Origin of the sequence: Belliella marina (assembly GCF_042682445.1) — a bacterium.
Taxonomy (GTDB): Bacteria; Bacteroidota; Bacteroidia; order Cytophagales; family Cyclobacteriaceae; genus Belliella; species Belliella marina.
In genome coordinates this window covers 470,218-490,737 of the sequence record NZ_JBHUHR010000046.1, presented here as the reverse complement: position 1 = coordinate 490,737, position 20,520 = coordinate 470,218, and the positions used below count along the sequence as shown (strand labels likewise).

The following is a 20,520-nucleotide window of genomic DNA, read 5'->3' as shown; positions in this document are numbered from 1 at the left end:
CGTCAAGGACATTTGCTAAATCCTGTCAACCTCAAAAAACACTGACAGTTATCCTTCGGTTGAGGCTTCTGTTTTCTACCGTATCATTAGGGACAATAGGCAAACTAGACCCATGGCCTTCTGTTCTCAATCTTTGCGCATCTATCCCATTGGCTACCAAAAATGTTTTTACACTCTCCGCCCTTCTTAAACTCAAATCTATATTATATACCTCGGAACCTATATTGTCTGTATGCCCGGAAATAACAATCTTTATCGTTGGATTATCATTCAAGAATGAAACCAAGCGTTTCAAAGAGCTGCTGGACTCCTGCTTGAGCGCATCTTTGTCAAAATCAAAAAAGATATTTTCAAAAGTAAACTCTTCTCCGGCAGCCACTGGAGTGAGCTCTACATTGAGGTTCCCCTGGTTCTGAAGGCTATCTCTATCGACGTTATAAATTTTTGGAAGGAAGCCCTTTTTCTCTACATATAACCCTGAAGAAGCTTTGTCAGGATATAGCATGGTAAAATCCCCAGTCCTACCATCTGACTGGAATTGATACATCGTACTATCTGTAGCCAAATCCACCAATGACAGTTTCGCCTCAATAGGTTCGCCGGTATTCTTGTTCAAAACCTTTCCTGCAGTCACCATCAACTTTTCCCCCAAATCAATCTGATCCGGAAACCTAAACCTATAAAGAAACGATCGTTCTTGACTCCCTTGGCTGAAAACAGTCTCTGTATAATAGGCAAAGTCCCTTTGGGCAGTAATAAACAATGCCAACTGATCCTGGTGATCATTGATGGGATAGCCTAGGTTGACAGGTCGTCCAAACTCTCCATCCTCCACTCTCGAGATAAACAAATCAATCCCCCCAAAGCCCAAATGCCCATCTGAGGCAAAAAACAAGATTTCATTATTAAAGTATATAAAAGGAGAAACCTCATCCTTTGCGGTATTGACTTTCGAACCAAGATTTTTTGCCTCCGACCAGGTGCCGTTTTCCATTCTCAAAGAATACCATATATCCTTACCCCCAAAACCTCCCCTTCTATTGGAGGAGAAGAAAAGAATCCTCCCATCAGCAGAAAGTGAAGGCTGGGAATCCCAAACCCTGGAATTTACATTTTTTCCCATATTGGCGGGGCGCTGCCATTCGTCGTTGACTTTGTAGGAAATATACAAATCACAATCCCCAAAAGAATCCGGCATTTGGCAGGAAGTAAAAATCAAGATCTTCCCATCGGCAGAAATCGTACAAGTCCCTTCATTGTAGGCTGAATTGATATTGGGGGCAATACTTCTGGGAATCCCCCACCTTGATGAATCTTCATCGTAATAGGATACAAAAATATCTTCATGCTCGTTGTTGGCGATCCCATCTCTTTTAGTGAAAAGCATCTTTTTGCTATCTGCCGTCAACACCGGGAAATATTGAAGCGCAAATTGATTCAAGGGTTCAGATAGCTTTTCTTTTGTAATATCATAAACATCCTGAATATTACTTCTGATAAAATCAATCTGCTGCTCCATTTCCATGAATGGACGGGTGGTTTTAAAACCTGGAGCAAGGAGTTTTTTTGCATTATCAAATTCAAAGATAGCTGAATCGAATTCCCCAATCTTCAGCAGGCAGTGGATCTTCAGCCATGCAATCTCTCCTATCAAGCTTGGCGGAGCACTGACATTCCTACCTAAACCTTTATCAACTACCTCTATCGCTTCCTTCGGCAAGCCCTTTGTCAAAAGAACCCTGCCCCATTTGAGATATGATTCCAAAAAATCAGCTTCCCTATTGATGGAAGCCTTGAATTTCCCTATCGCTTCATCGTACATCCTCTTTTGGATATATTCCTCCCCTTCCTGATGCAGTCTGATAGCCCTATTATCGCTAATGGTATAAGTCTGGCTAAAACCCGAAAAGGACAAAAACGAAAAGAGTATGAATAGGTGTACTTGCTTCATTCATTTATGGTATATCCATAAATTTATGGGTTTGTAGCGAAATATTCCAATTTGGATGTGATTTTACGTACTCAATAATCTCATTTGTGAACACATTGGCTTTGCTCCACTCTGGTTGAAGAAGCAACTTACAGCCTTCAACAACCATAGAAGCATGTTTTTCTGCAAATTCGAAATCAGATTTATGGAAAACGACGACTTTCAATTCATCTGCTACCGCATAGATACTTGGGTGTGGGGCTTTGAATTTCTTCGGGGAAAAACAAACCCAATCAAAATCCCCTGAAAAAGGATGCGCTCCAGAAGTCTCTATGTGGGTCACAAACCCCTCCAGCTTCAAAAGCGCAGTAAGCGGATCCAGATCATACATCAAAGGCTCCCCTCCAGTGATGACTACTTTTCTTCCTGGATAAGCCTTTGCCGCAGCGACGATTTCTCCGACCGTCAAAACAGGCCACTTTTCACTTTGCCAAGATTCCTTGACATCGCACCAAACACAACCGACATCACACCCCCCCAATCTTATGAAATATGCGGGATGTCCCGAAAAAGTACCTTCTCCCTGAATCGTATAAAAAGCTTCCATGACCGGAAGCATAGTCCCTGCTGCTACTGCTGTTTTCTTATCCATCGTAATTTTTGGTAGAGCGGGTAATCGAACCGCTGTGTATATAATTATTCCCGATTTTCGGACTGCAAAGATAGCTCTAATTTTAACATTAGAAAAATTCTGTTTGAAACAGATTTATTTGTCAACAGAGCACAAAAAAGGACTGCAGATATCAGAGAAATAGCTTTTAACAATTTCACAACGAGGAATCTTCAAGGGTTGTCCAATTTTAAGTGGATTACTCTGTGGGGACACATACCAAGGCGATTAAGTTCAAACCCTCCAAGTTTTTTGGATAGAAGCGATTTCCCTGCTTCAAACCAATACTTTTTCCATCACGACCCTGTATTCTTCGACTTTATCTTTTTTGATCAGATCCACAATCATAAAACCCCTATTCAATCCAAAGTGTAACATTTTGGTGAGCTTATTCCTTGTTTTGAAATAAATTTTGAGATAGCCTTGATTTCTAGCCCATTGTTCCTGCCCATCAGCCAACATCGTGGCGATACCTTTTCGCCTATGTGACGCCAACACCCCTCCCATCCAAGAATAAAAAACCTGTGGAGAATCCCGCTGATAGCCTACCTTGAAACCAACCAGCTCTCCATCGACCTCTGCAATCAAGATCAAATGGGGAATATCCTTAAGCCTATCCTCATAGGTCTTTTCCGAGTATGGCTGATAAAATTCAGTGACCCGCCGGCTCAGGCTGACAACTTCTTCAATACTCCCCTGCCTGATTTTGATTATATTTTTCATAAGTCAAGTTCCATTTTGATGTCACAGCGAAGATATTTTCCGCACTCTGGCTGCATTTCAGAAAAACCCAAACTCCTATAAAGCCCCAGCGCTGGCGCCAACTTGGTATTGCTGTAAAGAATCAACTTCTTACCTCCAAACCCCCTGGCTTTTTCGACAATGGCACATGCCAATACCTTTCCTACACCCTTTCCCTGATACTCAGGCACGACAGCCATTTTGATCATTTCAAACACACCTTCCTCCACATATTTCAGCCCCACTGTGCCCACTATCCTGTCAGCTGCCTTCGCCAAAAGTATAGCGCCACCGGGATTTAGGATAAAGGTCTCGGGGTTTTGCAATTGTTCTAAATCAAATGGCTCTATGGAAAAATATTGTTCCACCCAAGTCTGGTTGATTTTCTGAAAATCAGCCTGATACTCTGCCAAGTAAGGGATAATGGATATGGACTGCATAAACGACAAGAAATTTCAAACCAAATATAAACAAAAAAAGCTTCGCAGAGGGTTAACAAACACCCTTTGCGAAGCTTTTCATTATAGGAACAAAGGCTAATTCAAAAACCCCAAAACAGACTGTTTCCCTACTTTATCCTTGTTTTCCAACTCCAAAAGCTCTGATTTTCGCCAAAGCCCACCAGCATATCCAGTAAGCTGCCCATTCTTGCCAACTACACGATGGCAAGGCAACATCATCAGAATCGGATTGGAACCGATAGCTGTACCTACAGCCCTCACCGCATTGGGGCTTCCGAGGTTTAGTGCTATCTGTTCGTAGGTCTTTGTGTTTCCAAATGGAATCTTATTTACTTCCAACCAGACTTTCCTTTGAAAGTCCGTACCACCAAGCGCTACCGGGATGTCAAATGTTTTTTGCTTTCCCTGAAAATATAGGCCCAACTGAATCCTGACATCCATCAATACCCCATCTAGGAAAGTATCTGTCTCAGGTTCCTCTGTAAATTGTAAAGAGATCAAATAACCATCAAAGACCTCTGCTTTGACATTGCCCAAAGGCGTCTCCATCACTGCATACTCTTTCATATCTACTGTCTTTTTTAAGGTTAAAACTCAATGATCAATAAATATTCTCACGCCAATATTGTAACAACGAAATATAAGGGCTTTTGTCTTAGAATATCCATATTATTTTTGGATTTTTACAAAATTTAAGAACCTGATCAAAAACGCAAAGCAAACCTAAGGCTTAAAAAACTTCTGGAAATACGTAGCCCCGAACACAAATGGCTAACCTATGCAACAAAAAAGTTTATATTTACGCAAATAAACACCTATGAAAACACTACTTTTTTTCTTTGCAGGCCTATTGGCCTGCTACGGAAACCTTCAGGCACAGGACGTCTTGAAGGTTGAAAAAAACGAACCTGCAAACACCGGAAAAGTTGAAGACCTCCATTGGATTTCGGGATACTGGAAGGGTACAGGACTTGGTGGCGATGTCGACGAACTCTGGCTTCCGCAAATGGACAACAGCATGGTTGGTATATTTCGCTATGCCATGGAAGGTGAGTTGGTTTTTTCAGAATACATGCATCTCATAGAAGAGAAAGGTCTTTTATATCTGAAAATCAAACATTTCGGAAGAGACCTTGTAGGCTGGGAAGAAAAAGAAGAATGGACAACCTTCAAATTCATCAAATCGGAAGGTCAAACAGCCTATTTCAGTGGACTGACTTTTCATAGGGAAAATGACCAGCTGACCATCAAACTCCTGATCAACTCAAAAGGAACGACACATGAAGAAAGTTTCGTTTATCAAAAAACAGGTTTGTAGCCCCATACCCAATCCTGTCCTTGGGAATAGCTTTGCCCTAAGCGACATGTACCAAGCGAGAAGATCACCCCCCCCCCTACTTCACAAACATCCCTTCAAACGCATCAATAAATCACCAACCTATACCTCCACAGCTCTCTTACTTCTGAGATTTTGACATAGAATGGCTTGTAAATGGGATTGCTAGAGCAAAGCAACAGCCTTTCTTTTTCCCTGATCTGATTGTAGGCTATTTTGAAAGTCACCCCGTCTTGCTCTGTAACGACTACATACTTTTCCCCATCCTTCAGCTCTGTCCAGTCCTCCATATATTCACAAACGATCCATGCACCTTCTGGAATCGGCAACATAGAATCACCATCAAGCTGAAAAACCCTGTGCTTCTTGTCTGTCGGTAAAAATGGCAGAGAGAACCGCGGCAATTCCTCGATAAAATCAGGATCCGAGAAGCCTGCCAAATAGGACGCTTTTGCTTTTTGGGAAACTACTTCTATCAGCTCCCTACCATCTACATCCACCGTGGTGGTGAGAATTCGAAGATTTTTCCCTTTGAGAAACTGATCTGTCTCCAGCACCTGTCTCAACTTGTACTCTGACAGTGAACTCAGGTCCTTTCTGATCAACAAATCCACCGAAACCCCAAAATAATCCGAAAATGCCAATAAGGTATCCAAGGGAGGATTGATGTTCAACTCGTAGCCAGCGAGCTTAGACCTACTGATCCCCATGGCACTGGACAAGGTCTCTTGGGTGAGGGACTTTGCTTTCCGGAGAAATTTGATGTTCGAATTTAGAGAAGACATGATGTTGCTATTAGGGTTCAATGAGTGTTTTAAAAGCCGTTTATTTTTCAAATCGAGACATTTCTTGTCAAAGACACTTCTTGATGATTCAAATTTAAAAAAATCAGCCTATATTATAGACAGTAATTTGTTAAAATATTTGACAAAAACTAAACTACTATCGGCTAAAGACCGATAGGTTTGGTTTCGCCTAAAGGCGACTAAAGTGCATCCGATACTTAGTGTTGTGAAAAACTTTGTGATCCTTGTGGTTATAATTTTTACCACAAGGATCACAAAGTAAAAACACCAAGTTCACAAAGAAAAAAAACACTCAAGTCTTCGCCTAAAGGCGAGCCCCCCAGAGTGAGGCATTAAAAAAAAAGAGTAACCGAAAACAAATCCATCCACTACTCACCCCCAAGAAAATGACTCCGGAAAACAGAAAAATCGTACACATGGATCTCGACTCCTTCTTTGTCTCCGTGGAGCGCCTGTACGACAACAGGCTGAATGGCAAGCCCATCCTCATCGGCGGATCAGGAGACCGAGGTGTAGTAGCCTCATGTAGTTATGAGGCGAGAAAATTCGGGATACACTCAGCTATGCCCATGCGAACAGCAAAGCAACTTTGCCCTGGAGCCCTGATTATCAGAGGGGATTTTGAGAAATACAGCCAAAAATCGCATGATGTCACAGAAATCATCCGGGAAGACGTACCTCTTTTCGAAAAATCCTCTATCGATGAGTTTTACATAGACTATACAGGTATGGACAGGTTTTTTGGCTGCTTCAAGATGGCAAAAGAACTTCGCCAACGAATCCTTCAGGAAACCGGCCTTTCAATATCACTGGGACTATCAGAAAACAAAACCGTCTCAAAAGTAGCCACAGGGGAAGCCAAACCTGATAATTCCAAAGAGATTCCTTTTGGGCTTGAGAAGCCGTTTTTGGCACCACTGTCTGTACGCAAAATCCCAATGATCGGAGAAAAAACATCACACACCCTCTATAACATGGGTGTCAAAAAAGTCCACACCCTCCAAACCATGCCTTCCGAACTGCTGGAAGCCACCTTCGGTAAAAACGGACGCATCATCTGGGAAAAAGCCAATGGCATAGACCGTTCCCTGGTAACCCCCTACTCCGAAGCCAAGTCTATCTCTTCCGAAAACACCTTCGAACAGGACACCATTGATGTCAAAATGCTCGAATCCCATCTGATCGCCATGACCGAACAGCTTGCCTCCAAGCTCCGCCAAAAGCAGCAACTCACGGCATGCGTGAGTGTAAAGATCCGTTATTCGGATTTTGATACACATACGACACAACAGCGGATTCCCTACACTTCCACAGACCATACACTGATCACTGTGGTGAAAGAACTATTCAAAAAACTCTACAACCGCCGAATGCTGATCCGCCTAATCGGCGTGCGGTTCAGCAGCTTGGTGCATGGCAACTATCAGATCAATCTATTCGAAGACTCCGAAGAACAAATCAGGCTGTACCAAGCCCTAGACAGACTAAACATCAAATACGGTGACAAAACCGTCTGCCGTGCCATCGGGATGCAGGTCGGCAGACGGAGGTTCAACCCTTTCAATGGCATGGGGATTTGATGCAATTTTTCGATCATAACCGAAAACAAGCATGTAATACTTCGGTTAGGAGATTATACTCGTTAAAAATAGACGTCGAAAGGGATCGTGAAACGTTTTGTATTTACTCGCAAAGGCCAATTATAAAACTTCAGAAAGTAAATGCTCCAACTCTTCTAAACTTATCCGTCTAGCTACAATCTTTCCATCCCGGTCAATCAATATATTATCGGGAATAGCGTCTACACCAAACATTTTGGCAACTTCATTTTCACCTCCTTTCAAGTCTGAAACATTCAACCAATCCAGCTTATCAGCTTGAATTGCTTTCTCCCAACTCCTTCGATCAGAATCTAGGGACACTCCCAAAATCTCAAAGCCATTATTTTTGAATTCTTGATATACCTTTAGAAGACTGGCATTTTCCTTTCGGCAAGGACCACACCATGAGGCCCAAAAATCAACCAACACATACTTGCCCCGCAAATCTCTTATAGAAACAAGCTCTCCATTCAGGCTCTCTTGAGAAAATTCCTTGATAAACTGATCAATTTCATCCTTGCTGTATTTGTCAATAGTCTTTTTTAGACTTGCACCATAATAACTGTCCTTACTATTTGTATCAAGGTTGTCATAAAAAGAAACCAACTCTTGTTGAGAAAACCCAGAACTTGCTTGCTCTACCAAAATCAATGAAGCCATTTCCTTGGGATACTGGTCGTAAAACCCTCTAATTTTATCAACATAAAATTGCTTTCTTTCGGCATCATTTTTCCCTTGCATCGAGTTTACATTTTGCATAAGCATCTCTATAAACGAATCAATCAGAGCATTAGTCCTTCCCCCTTCAGTTACCTTTGTACTTAGACTACATACTGGTTTACTATCATACACTCTTGTAACCGTATCTACCTTGACAGCCAATTCCCCAGGTTCTAATACAAACATATTGTAGTAAACCTGCTTTTCGTCTTTGATAAAAAAACTAGCTGGGGTAACTTGATCAATATTTCCAGAATAGGTAAATCTACCATTACTCACAATACAACTATCAACTTTAGCATCATATCTCAGATAGATGATACCATTGAAATCTTGGAACGAACCATTTATTGAAAAGGAATTCTGGGCAGTAAGTTGATTTGAACATAAAATCAACAAAAATAAAGCGTATCGTAGCATAGTGAGTATTTAAGGATGTATTGTAGCTGGGAATTTATTTCGAACTAAATACCTTCTCAATTCCAGAAATAAAATTTAGAATTAGTATTTTTTTTCAAGGCAACCTCAGTAGTTTCTTTAGGTAGGCTCACTTGTGCATCTATCAATTCTCCAGACACCTTTCCTAAGAATTGAGTGACATCCGCTTTACTCTGATTCAAATGAATCTCTAAATTAGCAATACCATCTACTGACAAATGAGCACCAGCCTCTCCCTTGAAAGCTAGAAATGCCAAACCATGATCTCTTGGCAATCTAAAGGAAGAGTTTGAAGCCAATATTTTAAGGCTATCGTATTCAAAAGCATTTAGAGCGTTCACCTCTGTAACATTGTTTAATATCAGAGATTTTATCTGCCTATCAACATGAAGTGTCCATGTTTCATATTGCTTTATTTCAGCATTACTGATAAACAAAGTATCATCTCTAACCTCAACGAAATAAGGATCAACATCTTCTGAAACATGTTCATCATTTCCTTCAAAAGAGATTTTCCGGCGTTCTATTCGTGTATCTTTACTCATTACCAATGCCAACTTGCCAAAGTCTTGAATTGACACAACCGAATAATCATCATCAACAGGAGTCGAACTAACTACAGCATCTTTTACAAAAGGCTTACTTTCTAATAAGTGAACAGATGCCAGCATGCACCCAACCATGGAAAGCCACGCAAATCCCAAAAAAGAGAATAATAACTTATTACTTGTTTTCATTTTGATTTTCATTAAGTTGATCAAATAGCTTTTTAAAATCAGCTGGAACCATTTTCAAGACTTTTACTTGATGCACCAGCTTGGGGAGTTCTTCTTGAAGAAAGAGTTTTTTTTCATCCTGAATCAATCGCTCTCTAGCATGATCGGAGACAAAAAAACCAATCCCCCGCTTGTTATCCAGTATACCTTCTTGCTCCATCAAGGCATAGCTTCGCATCACTGTATTTCTATTGACCTCCAAGTCTATGGCAAGCTCCCTGACAGAAGGCACCTTGTCACCTGGCGATAGACTTCCTGTAAGGATCTGATCGACTAGCCAATCCCTAATTTGAATAAATATGGTTTTACCATCGCTAAATTCCATATTAGACCTCCTTTTCTTTTAGCCTGAAATATGAAATCAAACAACTGAGTAAAAAACCCAGATAAAAAAGAACTAATAAAGCAAAAATATACAGCGGAGCTTCTTGACCTAATATGGTGACTTCTCTGTTGACACCTAAAAACTCCCCTACGCTCCAATGCTTACTACTAAACAAACTTGATAATAGGTATGGAGAAAAGGCAGTAAACAGACTGAACAACATGATAAATAAAGGAGATAAGACAGAATTCCATCTCCCGTAAAACTGACTCCCTGTAAATAAGGCTGATGATGCAAAAAGAAAAAAACCTGTAAAAAACACATATCCGATCAGAGGTAAATTATCCTTATCCAAAAACAGAACTTTTGAGCTGATCACTTCAATATTCTTAATACTTCCCGTCCAATGTGACAGATGCTCAACAGCTATCCAGCGAGCTAAGAGCGCACTCAACACAAAAATAACAGGCATAACCAGAAAGGTAACTCCAAATTTCACGAACCCTTGGGAAATCAATTTTTCGAAAACAGAAGCAGGAAGTAAGATATAGCGCTCTGCCCCAGCCTTCGATCTCAAATCCATAAAACTCTGACCTGCCACGAAAATTAAAACAGCCATCATATAGAAAAAATAAGGTCCCGTATAAAAATGATTTTCATCCCATACTGGGTCATATCTACCTTATAATGGGATAAGCTATAAGTCAAATAGGAAGTAACTAATACAAAAGCTCCAATAAAAATCATCAGATAAAACCTCCTATGCATCAAAAACTCAAATTTGATCAACTTCAAAATTCTGGATATGGATAAATTGTTCATGATGTTACTTGATTTTGAGTGGATAAAAATTCTCCTGTAAGTTTACCTGCAATCACTGCATTGAATAATAATTCCAAATCTGGACTACCACCAGAATTACGTTCTCCATCAGGCTGTTTTACTATATATTGAGCTCCAAGAAGATGTGACTCTACAAAAACAGCTTGATCAGGAGCTTGAGGTCCTTGGGAAAAGACAAATTGATTCTCTAACTCCTCCAGATCTGCATGTAACTTCACTTTTCCCTCATCCAAGACAATGATCTGATCGACTAGGTTTTCAATATCTTTGACTTGATGCGTAGAGATAACCATCGTCTGATCCTCTTGCAAGCTTCCCGAAAGTACTCTTCTAAATGTGCTTTTTGAAGGGATGTCCAAGCCATTTGTTGGTTCATCAAAAAGCAACAACTTCGCTCCAGTACTTAATCCAATTGCCATTTGCAGCTTTTTTTGCTGACCATAAGACAGGTTGGAAACCCGTTGATTCCCTATAATCTGAAACTCTGAAAGCAGCTTTTCAAATCGATCCAAATCAAATCCAGAATAAAAGTCTTGATAAACACTCGAATATTCCTTCACTTTCAAAAACTCCGGTACAGAAACTTTTTCAGGAACAAAAATCATTTGGTTCAAAAAAGGAATCGAACGATCAAATGTAGCCCCACCTTCAAAACTCACTTCACCTGAAACTGGCTTTAGCAATCCTGCCATCAAGCGCATCAATGTAGACTTCCCTGCTCCATTCAATCCCAAGAGCCCTATAATCTTGCCCTCACTCAATTCCAAATCCATTTCCTCGCAAAGCCACGGCTTTTTAGGGTAGGAAAAACTTAACTTTTTGACTGAAATCATATCACATTGTTTTACTGTCATAGTATATTATGACACTAACATAATCGATTAAATTTATAAGTCAAAATTATTTGAAAGAAAAACTGAAAATTATTTATTTTTCAATCATATAAAAACAAGAGCTTTCTATCATAGAAAACATAATGTTTTTAACAAAAAAAGGGTGACAGTTCAACTGCCACCCTTTTATACTGTATTGAGTATCTCTAGTCAAAAGACTATTCAACTACTCTTACCCGAACTCTTGTCGAGACGATTTGGTCACCATTGTCTAGTGTCACAAGGAACAAAAAGGCAAGTTCTTGACCAACTGCCACAGGAGTCACTTCTCCTTCGCTATTTGTTCTTACCTTTTCTTCAAATTCTGAAATCGAAGTTATAAATTCAGTACTTGTACTTGATACCTGAATTGGGTCATCGATATAACTAGTACCTGAATTCAGGGTGCCTACATTGATATCTGATGCTCCACCTACCACTTTGGTGATTTCGCTGATAGTTCTTCCGCTAGATTCGGGAATTTCCATTTCATATCGTATTTCACCATTTCCGGCAAGGGAAACTTTGATATACGGATCAAACCCATAAGTGGTGGCATTCGGGAAAGTCAAAGGAACAGCTGCCACGTTATCGCTGTTCAGCTCTCCAAAGTCCTGCTCACACGAACTGGCAAACAGGGCTAAAACCAATAGAAATATATAATTTTTCATCTTTTTCATGTGTTTATAATTGTTCTTTAATTGCCACACGGAATCTCGCATACGGGATAATAATCTCACTGTGTGAAATTATACCTCTTGCTCGATTTCATATCGTTAAATTATTCATTCCACCAAACTGGGACATTAGAGAAAATATTGTTGGGGAAATTTGGATTCCTATTTACTTCCTGAGAAATATATTGTGCCCTCAACGGTCTTTGGTTTGGATCTACACCTCCAGCATTCTGATGTGGTGCTAAAGTCGGATACCCTGTCCTTCTCCAGTCAGTCCACTGCTCAACACCATTTCCAGTCCAAGCGATATACTTTTGGGTAATGATTTTCTCCAAATCCGCTTCAGCATCCCCTGTCAAGGTCACCTCATCTGCGTTTGCTGCAAAATACGCATCTACCTGTGCAGTAGTCAATCCTGCCAACGCCATAGAAGCTCTTATTCCTTCCTGGTAATATTCATTTGCATCTCCTGCGATACCCAATCTTACCACAGATTCTGCCAAAATGAAAGCCCTTTGGAAATTGGTTACCAACCTTACAGGACCTACACCGCCCCCAGTTACATAGTTATTGAATCTAGACCAAGATGTCTGGGGAAGAGGCCTCTGCCCGGCAAACCCATTGTCAATCGTGACATAACTCCCCGTAGGTGCAGTCACGAAAATCGGAAGTCTTGGATCGTTTTTACTGTTCAACAGGTTGACAAACCTAGTACTGATGATCAAATCTGCAGCAAAAGTAGACACATTTGTCCACTCATGGATTGGAGCATAGCTTCCTTGGGCTGTACCGAATCTTACATTCAGATCATCATCATTATTCATGATCAAGTCATTTGCATCCAAAACCTCATTGATAATTTCAGTTGCCAATGCAGGCTCTCTGTATGAGATCGTATTTGCCATTTTAAGCATCAACGTATAACCTGCTTTTCGCCATTTGTCCAAATCTCCACCATAAGCGATATCCTCCTGGCCCGGGGCAATAGAACTCTCTTCTCCCAAGTCACTGATACCTTCCCTTACCAAATCAAAGAGACTCTGAACCTGGTCAGTACCTTTATAAATATCCTCTTGCGTATCCAAAGCTGGTTGGGTATTCTCTAGGCCTGCCAATGCTTCCGTATAGGGAACATCACCCCAAGTATCTGTAGCCAAAGCATAAGAATAAGCCATCATGATCTTGCCAATCCCGCTATAGGCGGAAGCGCCAATCTCATCCGAAACCCTAATCATTTCATCCATGGCTATCAATGCGCCACTGTACAGCTCAAACCTCCATTGGTTACCAAAATCATCCCCATCTATATCATAGATGTCATAGGAAGCCGGTGAACCACCCGCTCCTGCCGTTACGGAAATCACCGTCGAGGCAAACCTATTGAGCTCATTATTGTTTGCAAAAGCAGCTCCAGCCAATCCTGTCGGCAAAAGCAATTCTGGCGTTACTGATTCCGGATTGTTCGGATTGTCATTGACATCCAAAAATTCGCCACAGCTTGTAGTTACAAATGCAAAGGCCGCTCCTAATAGTATATTATTAATTGCTTTCATAGTTTCTCTGTAATTAAAGTGTAAATCTTATATTGACACCGTAGTTTCTGGTATTTGGCATACCGTTAAGGTCAAGACCTTGGATATTGCCTGCACCTTGCGTGTTGGTCTCAGGATCTCCTGGGAATCCCGGAGCAAAAAACCAAAGGTTTCTACCACTAAACCCAATGCTCGCCTCTCCAAATGGAGTCCGCTCTAAAAACCTCCGTGGCAGATTATAGCTCAAACTCACTTCTCTCAATCTCCAAACCGTAGCGTCATATACACCACTCTCAGAAATCAAACCCCCAAGACCCGACCAGTAAGTCTGTGCGGGAACCTGAATATTGTTAGGCACATATTGCCCTTCACCAACTTCAATCACACCCGGCAAAACCCTAGGCAATTCCCTATCCACTCCGGTCATTTCCAAGGTACCGCCATTTCTCTGGTCTACCATTCCGAAGGAATAAATATCCCCACCTTGACGGGTATCTACCAATACACCCAAAGTGAAATTCTTGTAATAGAAAGTATTCATCAACCCTGCAATCCAATCAGGCTGCGGATTGGCAATCACCTGACCGGCAATCGTGGGCTGATACCCACCTGTCAATGGATTGATCAACAATTCACCTGCATTATTTCTCTGCATTTGATTACCAACGATAACACCATATGGATGCCCCTTTACAATTGAAGGTGTCAGGCCTATAAATCCATTACCCGGAATACCTGACTGATCTACTCCAGGTGCAATTTCCTTAACTTCATTTCTGATCCTTGTGAAATTCAAGCCAAGATCCCATGTAAATTGCCCCGCCTGCAAAACCGTCCCATTCAGTTCCAATTCTAGACCTTGGTTGATCATTTTACCCACATTGGTGGTCTGTACATCGTATCCTGATGAATTCGACACAGCTACATTGAATATCTGGTTTGTAGATTTGGTATAGAAGTAAGCCGCATCTATGGAAAGTCTATTGTTGAACAATCCGAAATTACCTCCCACTTCATAACTCGTTACAAACTCTGGGGTCAATTGATCAGACCCAAGCCTTGTCCCCACTGCAAATCCAGGAATACTGGCTCCTCCCACACCGATTGGGAATGTAATGGAAGCCAAATTGTTCCCATAAGTCGCAGATGTAAAGAAAGTGTTTAGCAGATAAGGATCCGCATCCCTACCGACAGTTGCGGCACTTGCCCTAAGCTTTGCATAGGAAAGAAAATTAGACTCTATGTTGAATGCGTCTGTCAACACAAAGCTGGTAGCGACAGATGGATAGAAATATGCATTGTTATTCGCCGGCAAAGTAGATGATTGATCTACCCTTCCTGACAATTCCAAAAACAGGTAGTTGTTATATGCCAATGCCAACTGTGCATAATGCCCTAACAATCTCCTAACTGAAGAGCTCTCTTCTGATCCTGTGAAGACTGAAGCACTACTGACATTATCAAAAAACGGCACATTCAATGCTGAACCAAACACCCCGATACCTTGGTAATTTCTTTGGTTGATATTTTGTCCCAGCAAAAGTGTCGCATCCAATCCATCAGTCAATATATTCGATTTGGAAGCTGTGATCATCAAATCGCCATTGAGCTCGGCCCTATATATCATATCCTCGGCGATACTTCCTGCCCGTATCCTTGCGGCTCCTATTCTTGCAACATCTTTCCTTCTGTCAACATAAGTATCCGCTGTAACCCGGTAAGTAATATTCAACCAATCAGACACATCATAACCAACCTTAAAATTCCCAAATACCCTATCTACAGCACTTTCCAAAAACTCATTTTCCAAACTCCATAGAGGATGGTTTTGACTAGGATTATAGTAAAGGCTATTCCCCAAATCATCTTGGAAAGGCTGACCCACCAAATCAAATGAACGGGGTATTCTCGTGATTTGACCAAATGCAGAACCTCCGTTACCTGTAAGGGTATTGCGGGACTGGGATTTCACATACGTGACATTTCCACTTACTTTGACTCCGTTGTTCAGTTTTTTATTACCCCCAATCTGTACACTTGTCCTGTCAAAAGAAGAGTTTGGAATGATCCCCTCTTGCAGTGAGGAATTTATCGATACTATGAAATTATCATCACGATCCCCAGAGGCTACACTCACGCCGTTTTGGATAATCACACCTTGCTGATAGAAATCCCTGATATTGTCAGGAAAAGCTTGGTATGGAACCGTTGTTCCAAAACTAGTCTCAACAGTTTCGAAGCCTGGAGTTCCAAAAGCCGGACCCCACGAGCCTGTGGAAGTATTGTTAAAGTCATTCTGGGTACCCTGCCCATATTGGTTTTGGAGCTTAGGCAATCCATAGACATTTTGGAAGTTTACGGAAGAATTCACAGTGACTTCAGTCTTATTGGCAAGCCCTGCCCCACTCTTTGTAGTGATAATGATCGCACCCGCAGATGCACGTGAACCGTAAAGCACTGCAGCAGCAGGTCCCTTCAATACGTTGATTGATTCAATCGTCTCTGGAGCGATGTCATTCAATCTGTTTGACGGCTGTGATCCAAAAAGTGTATTTTGGGTATTGTCGGTATCATTGCTGAAAATAATCCCATCTACCACGATCAGCGGTTGGTTAGATCCCGTAAAGGACGTGATCCCCCTGATATTGATATTTGTAGAAGCACCTGGAGCACCGGAAGAACCTACAATATTCACCCCTGTCAACTTCCCTTGGAGTGAATTCAAAAGATTTGGTTCGGATTTTTGGCTGACCATATCCCCTTTTATAGACTGTATGGCATAACCCAATGAGCGCTCGTCCCGCTCAATACCCTGTGCTGTCACAATTACCTCACCCAATTCGGACAAATCCGATTTCAGCACAACATTAATTTCAGAGCGGTTTCCTACCCGCTCTTCTTTGGTCGTATAGCCTACAAAGCTGAATACCAACACGGCATCGCCTGACCCTACTTCTAGAGAAAAACCGCCGTCCAGGTCAGTCGTAGTACCAGAGCCGGAGCCCTTAATCAAAATATTCACTCCCGGTATTCCCTCTGGCTCATCGCTCGAGGTCACTCTACCGGTCACTGTCTTACTCTGTGCCCAAGCTCCCTGGACACCAAACAAGAGTAACAGATAACACAATAAAACTCTCTTCATCTTGATTTTATTAAGGTTAATCAATAATTAATAATTACAAATATTAATGTTTTTTATTATAAAAAAAGTTAAATAAACAGTAATAAAAACACTGTAAAACAGTATGATTATTTTGTTTTGACTAAACGAACAAAACAATGTGATGATCAATAAATATAATTATATATGTATTAATTCAAAATAATACCATGCCCATTGGATATTCAAAAAATATTCTACTACAATATTAGTGATTTGTGAATCATTCCTCTTGTAGCGAGAAGAATACATAATTGTTAATGAAAAAAATTATATTTCAAATATCTTTAATTACACAAAATGAAAATTTTATAATATTTTTTAAAAAAACTATTTTATTAAAATTAAATAATGACAATAACACCAATAATATTTAATTACTACCAAAAAAGTTTAGAAGAAAAAATCTCGACAATTTTTCCTGCAAGCTTGCTTTTATCATTTTAATTTGACTAAATTATAAACATATAATTGTTTATAAAATTAACATTTTCAATTATATCAATCTGTATCCCAGACCGAAGGGAGACTTATATCGCGTGGCATATATCAACTTTGATATCGCTGCAGGCATACATCACGAAGCATCTTTAATTTACCGCTATGTTTATCAACTGCCATTCTTACTACAGCTTCAAATATGGCACCATGTCCACCACTGAGCTGATCAACGAAGCCCAAAGCAAAAGAATCGACACACTTGCCCTGACAGATATCAATTCGGTGGCAGGTATATTCCCATTTATCCGTGAAGCACAAAAAAGAGGCGTCCACCCTGTGATCGGTATTGATTTCAGAAATGGATCAAAGCAACAGTACATTGGTTTGGCAAAAAACCAGGAAGGTTTTTACGAACTCAACCTTCACCTCTCCCAACATAGGGTCAAAGGGAACCCCTTTGGGGAAAAAGCACCTGCATTCCAGAACAGCTTGATCATCTATCCGCTTCCCAATAAAATATTTGCCCTCCGGGAAAATGAATTTATCGGTATCCATCCCAATCAATTCAATAGGGCAGCCAAGTCAGCTTGGTTTCGACACAAGGATAAGCTCGTCTTGCTTCAGCCTGCCACTTTTAGCTCCAAGTTACAATTCAATGCCCATCGTCTCCTCAGAGCAATAGATGGCAACACCTTGCTCAGTAAGCTAAAGACAGAAGAGCAGGGAAATATCAGCGACATGCTCTACAGCTATTCGGATATGATCACCCGCTGTGAAGGGCACAACTACCTGCTATACAACACCCAAAAACTCTTGGAACAATGTCAGTTTTCATTCCATTTCCAAGCTGTAAAGAACATGAGGGGCATCCTTGGCTCAGACTGGGAAGATTATGACTATTTGAGACAGGAGACATTCAAAGGCGCATTGGTCAGATACGGAGAGCTCAGCACTAAAATCAGCAGCCGGATAGAGAAAGAACTGCTGCTTATTCAGCAAAAGGGCTTTGTCTCCTACTTCCTGATCAACTATGACATCATCAAATTTGCCCAGCATAAGAACTTCTACCATGTAGGTAGGGGGAGTGGTGCAAACAGCATCGTAGCCTATTGCCTATACATCACTGATGTGGATCCTATAGAGTTGGACTTATACTTTGAAAGATTCATCAATCTTTACAGGGAAAACCCACCTGATTTTGATTTGGATTTCAGCTGGACAGACCGGGATGAGGTGACAAAGTATATTTTTGACAAATACAATAAAGGAGCACAGGAACATGTCGCCCTCCTAGGCTCATACAGTACCTTTCAGGCCAACTCTATGTTACGCGAACTTGGAAAAGTATTCGGGCTTCCGAAAGCAGAAATAGAATCCCTGATTTTCCATGCAGGCAAGCCCGACTACGTCCCTGACCAATATGGGCAGCTGATCATCAAATACAGCAAAGTCCTCCACGACATGCCCTCACACCTAACGATCCATGCCTGTGGAATTCTTATTTCCCATAAGCCTATACATTATTATACCGCAACAGAAATGCCTCCCAAAGGGTTTCCCCTTGCACATATCGACATGTATACTGCAGAAGATATTGGCTTACATAAATTTGACATCCTTTCCCAGCGAGGTTTGGGGCACATCAAAAGCGCCATGGAAATCATCTATCAAAACAGGGGAGTCAAAGTGGATATCCGTCAAATAGAACAGTTCAAAAAAGATCCAAAAATCAAGGAACACCTCAGAAAAGGCCATACCATTGGCGCTTTTTATGTAGAGTCACCAGCGATGCGCATGCTACTGGCAAAAATGAAGGCAGACGAATACCTGGGGCTTGTCGCAGCAAGTTCAATCATCCGCCCGGGTGTAGCCCGCTCGGGGATGATGCGGGAATACGTCTTCAGGCATGTCGATCCTGACCGAAGGAAAACGGCCCATCCCGTCATGAAGGATCTCATGCCAGAGACCTACGGCATCATGGTCTATCAAGAGGATGTGATCAAGGTAGCACACCACTTTGCCGATCTGAACCTTTCGGAAGCAGATGTCCTCAGGCGTGGCATGAGTGGCAAATCCCGATCGAAAGACGAATTTGAGCGAGTCAAAGAACAGTTCTTTGCCAACTGCCTCAGGCTTGGGAGAGCCCCTAAGATCACCAAGGAAGTCTGGTATCAGATTGAGAGTTTTGCCGGATATTCCTTTGCAAAAGGACATTCTGCTTCTTTTGCGGTCGAAAGCTACCAGAGCCTGTACCTGAAAGCCTACTTCCCTCTGGAATTCATGGTTGGGGTGATCAATAACTTCGGTGGGTTCTACCATACCGAATTTTACTTTCACGAACTCCGCATGAACGGTGCCGACATACAAGCCCCAGAAATCAACGAAAGCAACTACCTGACCAAAATCGAGGGAAAGACAGTGCATCTGGGGTTTGTGCACCTAAAATTCCTCGAAAATGACAGCATAGAAAAAGTGCTTGCAGAAAGGCGTGAAAACGGTTTCTTTTTGGGCTTGGCAGATTTTGTCTCCAGGGTCAACATCAGCTTGGAACAAGTTCTGATCTTGATTCGGATAGGCTGTTTCAGGTTTACAGGAAAAAGCAAACAAGCTTTGCTCTGGGAAGCACACTTTATCCTGAACAAGCGTAAGGCTATAAACACAAGCAATGAGCTCTTCAGACAGACAGGATTCAGGGAACTGGAGGTGCCTGAATTAGAAGCGCTGGATGTAAGGCAAGAAATCGTAGATCAGATGGAAATATTAGAATTTCCATTAGACTCACCTTTTCACCTGATCAAAGACCAAGCTACTTCCAGCCACAAAGCCAAAGACATGCACATCCATTTAGGCAGACAGATACAGATCATCGGATATCTGGTAACCATCAAATACACAAAGACGATAAAAGGTGAAATAATGAACTTCGGCACATTTATAGACCGGGACGGAGACTGGATAGATACAGTACACTTCCCTCCAGTAGTGAAAAAACACCCTTTCAAAGGCCGTGGCATCTACCTGATCAAAGGCAAAGTCACACAGGAATTTGATTTTTACAGTATAGAGGTGGAAAGTTGCGAAAGAATGGCTTATTGGAATGCTGCGGATTGAGGGGAGATTCAACAGGGAAATCGCTTTTAGCAAAAAATCTTCGAGCATTACCTTGGTATGTGCCCCCACAGACCAAAAGA

At 41.4% G+C, this 20,520-nt stretch carries 17 protein-coding genes; 3 read left to right on the top strand and 14 right to left on the bottom strand.

Annotation, left to right across the window (positions count from 1 at the left end; all coding sequences use genetic code 11):
• Window positions 1–31: 31 nt before the first annotated feature.
• The 5 genes from ACFSKL_RS21205 to ACFSKL_RS21185 form a co-directional block, all read right to left on the bottom strand.
• Window positions 32–1,951, bottom strand: coding sequence for an OmpA family protein (locus tag ACFSKL_RS21205; protein ID WP_376889114.1), 1,920 nt, complete (start codon window positions 1,949–1,951; stop codon window positions 32–34).
• Window positions 1,952–1,955: 4 nt separating this feature from the next.
• Window positions 1,956–2,582, bottom strand: a complete 627-nt coding sequence (locus ACFSKL_RS21200) for a 7-carboxy-7-deazaguanine synthase QueE (protein WP_376889112.1) — start codon at window positions 2,580–2,582, stop codon at window positions 1,956–1,958.
• Between the two features lie 294 nt (window positions 2,583–2,876).
• Complete coding sequence (locus tag ACFSKL_RS21195) at window positions 2,877–3,323, bottom strand: GNAT family N-acetyltransferase (RefSeq protein WP_376889111.1); 447 nt, start codon at window positions 3,321–3,323, stop codon at window positions 2,877–2,879.
• Complete coding sequence (locus ACFSKL_RS21190; protein WP_376889109.1) at window positions 3,320–3,781, bottom strand: GNAT family N-acetyltransferase; 462 nt, start codon at window positions 3,779–3,781, stop codon at window positions 3,320–3,322. The genes ACFSKL_RS21195 and ACFSKL_RS21190 overlap by 4 nt, the downstream gene beginning before the upstream one ends.
• A 96-nt stretch (window positions 3,782–3,877) precedes the next feature.
• Window positions 3,878–4,369 (bottom strand): methylated-DNA--[protein]-cysteine S-methyltransferase, encoded by a 492-nt coding sequence (locus ACFSKL_RS21185; protein ID WP_376889108.1) that lies wholly within the window; start codon window positions 4,367–4,369, stop codon window positions 3,878–3,880.
• Between the two features lie 250 nt (window positions 4,370–4,619).
• Between ACFSKL_RS21185 and ACFSKL_RS21180 the strand changes: the two genes are divergently transcribed.
• On the top strand, window positions 4,620–5,120 hold the full coding sequence (locus tag ACFSKL_RS21180) for a DUF6265 family protein (RefSeq protein ID WP_376889106.1): 501 nt from the start codon (window positions 4,620–4,622) through the stop codon (window positions 5,118–5,120).
• Window positions 5,121–5,224: 104 nt separating this feature from the next.
• On the opposite strand, the gene ACFSKL_RS21175 is transcribed toward ACFSKL_RS21180, so the two are convergent.
• Window positions 5,225–5,923 carry an XRE family transcriptional regulator gene (locus tag ACFSKL_RS21175; protein WP_376889104.1) on the bottom strand — a complete coding sequence of 233 codons (699 nt, stop codon included), beginning with the start codon at window positions 5,921–5,923 and terminating at the stop codon, window positions 5,225–5,227.
• 407 nt (window positions 5,924–6,330) lie between these two features.
• Between ACFSKL_RS21175 and dinB the strand changes: the two genes are divergently transcribed.
• A complete protein-coding gene (gene dinB / locus ACFSKL_RS21170) occupies window positions 6,331–7,524 on the top strand; it encodes a DNA polymerase IV (protein WP_376889102.1) in 1,194 nt (397 codons plus the stop codon).
• A gap of 120 nt (window positions 7,525–7,644) precedes the next feature.
• Here dinB and ACFSKL_RS21165 read toward each other — a convergent pair whose 3' ends face one another.
• From ACFSKL_RS21165 to ACFSKL_RS21130, 8 genes are all read right to left on the bottom strand, one after another.
• On the bottom strand, window positions 7,645–8,685 hold the full coding sequence (locus tag ACFSKL_RS21165) for a redoxin domain-containing protein (RefSeq protein WP_376889100.1): 1,041 nt from the start codon (window positions 8,683–8,685) through the stop codon (window positions 7,645–7,647).
• A gap of 56 nt (window positions 8,686–8,741) precedes the next feature.
• The gene (locus ACFSKL_RS21160) at window positions 8,742–9,440 is read right to left on the bottom strand and encodes a hypothetical protein (RefSeq protein ID WP_376889098.1); all 699 of its coding nucleotides are present in this window, start codon (window positions 9,438–9,440) and stop codon (window positions 8,742–8,744) included.
• Window positions 9,427–9,804 (bottom strand): GntR family transcriptional regulator, encoded by a 378-nt coding sequence (locus ACFSKL_RS21155; RefSeq protein ID WP_241410344.1) that lies wholly within the window; start codon window positions 9,802–9,804, stop codon window positions 9,427–9,429. Before ACFSKL_RS21155 ends, ACFSKL_RS21160 begins: the two co-directional genes overlap by 14 nt.
• A 1-nt stretch (window position 9,805) precedes the next feature.
• A complete protein-coding gene (locus tag ACFSKL_RS21150; RefSeq protein WP_376889096.1) occupies window positions 9,806–10,426 on the bottom strand; it encodes a hypothetical protein in 621 nt (206 codons plus the stop codon).
• A gap of 196 nt (window positions 10,427–10,622) precedes the next feature.
• A complete protein-coding gene (locus ACFSKL_RS21145) occupies window positions 10,623–11,480 on the bottom strand; it encodes an ABC transporter ATP-binding protein (RefSeq protein WP_376889095.1) in 858 nt (285 codons plus the stop codon).
• Window positions 11,481–11,698: 218 nt separating this feature from the next.
• Window positions 11,699–12,190 carry a hypothetical protein gene (locus ACFSKL_RS21140; protein ID WP_376889093.1) on the bottom strand — a complete coding sequence of 164 codons (492 nt, stop codon included), beginning with the start codon at window positions 12,188–12,190 and terminating at the stop codon, window positions 11,699–11,701.
• Between the two features lie 110 nt (window positions 12,191–12,300).
• Window positions 12,301–13,749, bottom strand: coding sequence for a SusD/RagB family nutrient-binding outer membrane lipoprotein (locus ACFSKL_RS21135; RefSeq protein WP_376889091.1), 1,449 nt, complete (start codon window positions 13,747–13,749; stop codon window positions 12,301–12,303).
• 13 nt (window positions 13,750–13,762) lie between these two features.
• On the bottom strand, window positions 13,763–16,870 hold the full coding sequence (locus tag ACFSKL_RS21130) for a SusC/RagA family TonB-linked outer membrane protein (RefSeq protein WP_376889088.1): 3,108 nt from the start codon (window positions 16,868–16,870) through the stop codon (window positions 13,763–13,765).
• A 621-nt stretch (window positions 16,871–17,491) separates the two neighbouring features.
• Between ACFSKL_RS21130 and ACFSKL_RS21125 the strand changes: the two genes are divergently transcribed.
• On the top strand, window positions 17,492–20,440 hold the full coding sequence (locus tag ACFSKL_RS21125) for a DNA polymerase III subunit alpha (RefSeq protein WP_376889086.1): 2,949 nt from the start codon (window positions 17,492–17,494) through the stop codon (window positions 20,438–20,440).
• Window positions 20,441–20,520: the final 80 nt, after the last annotated feature.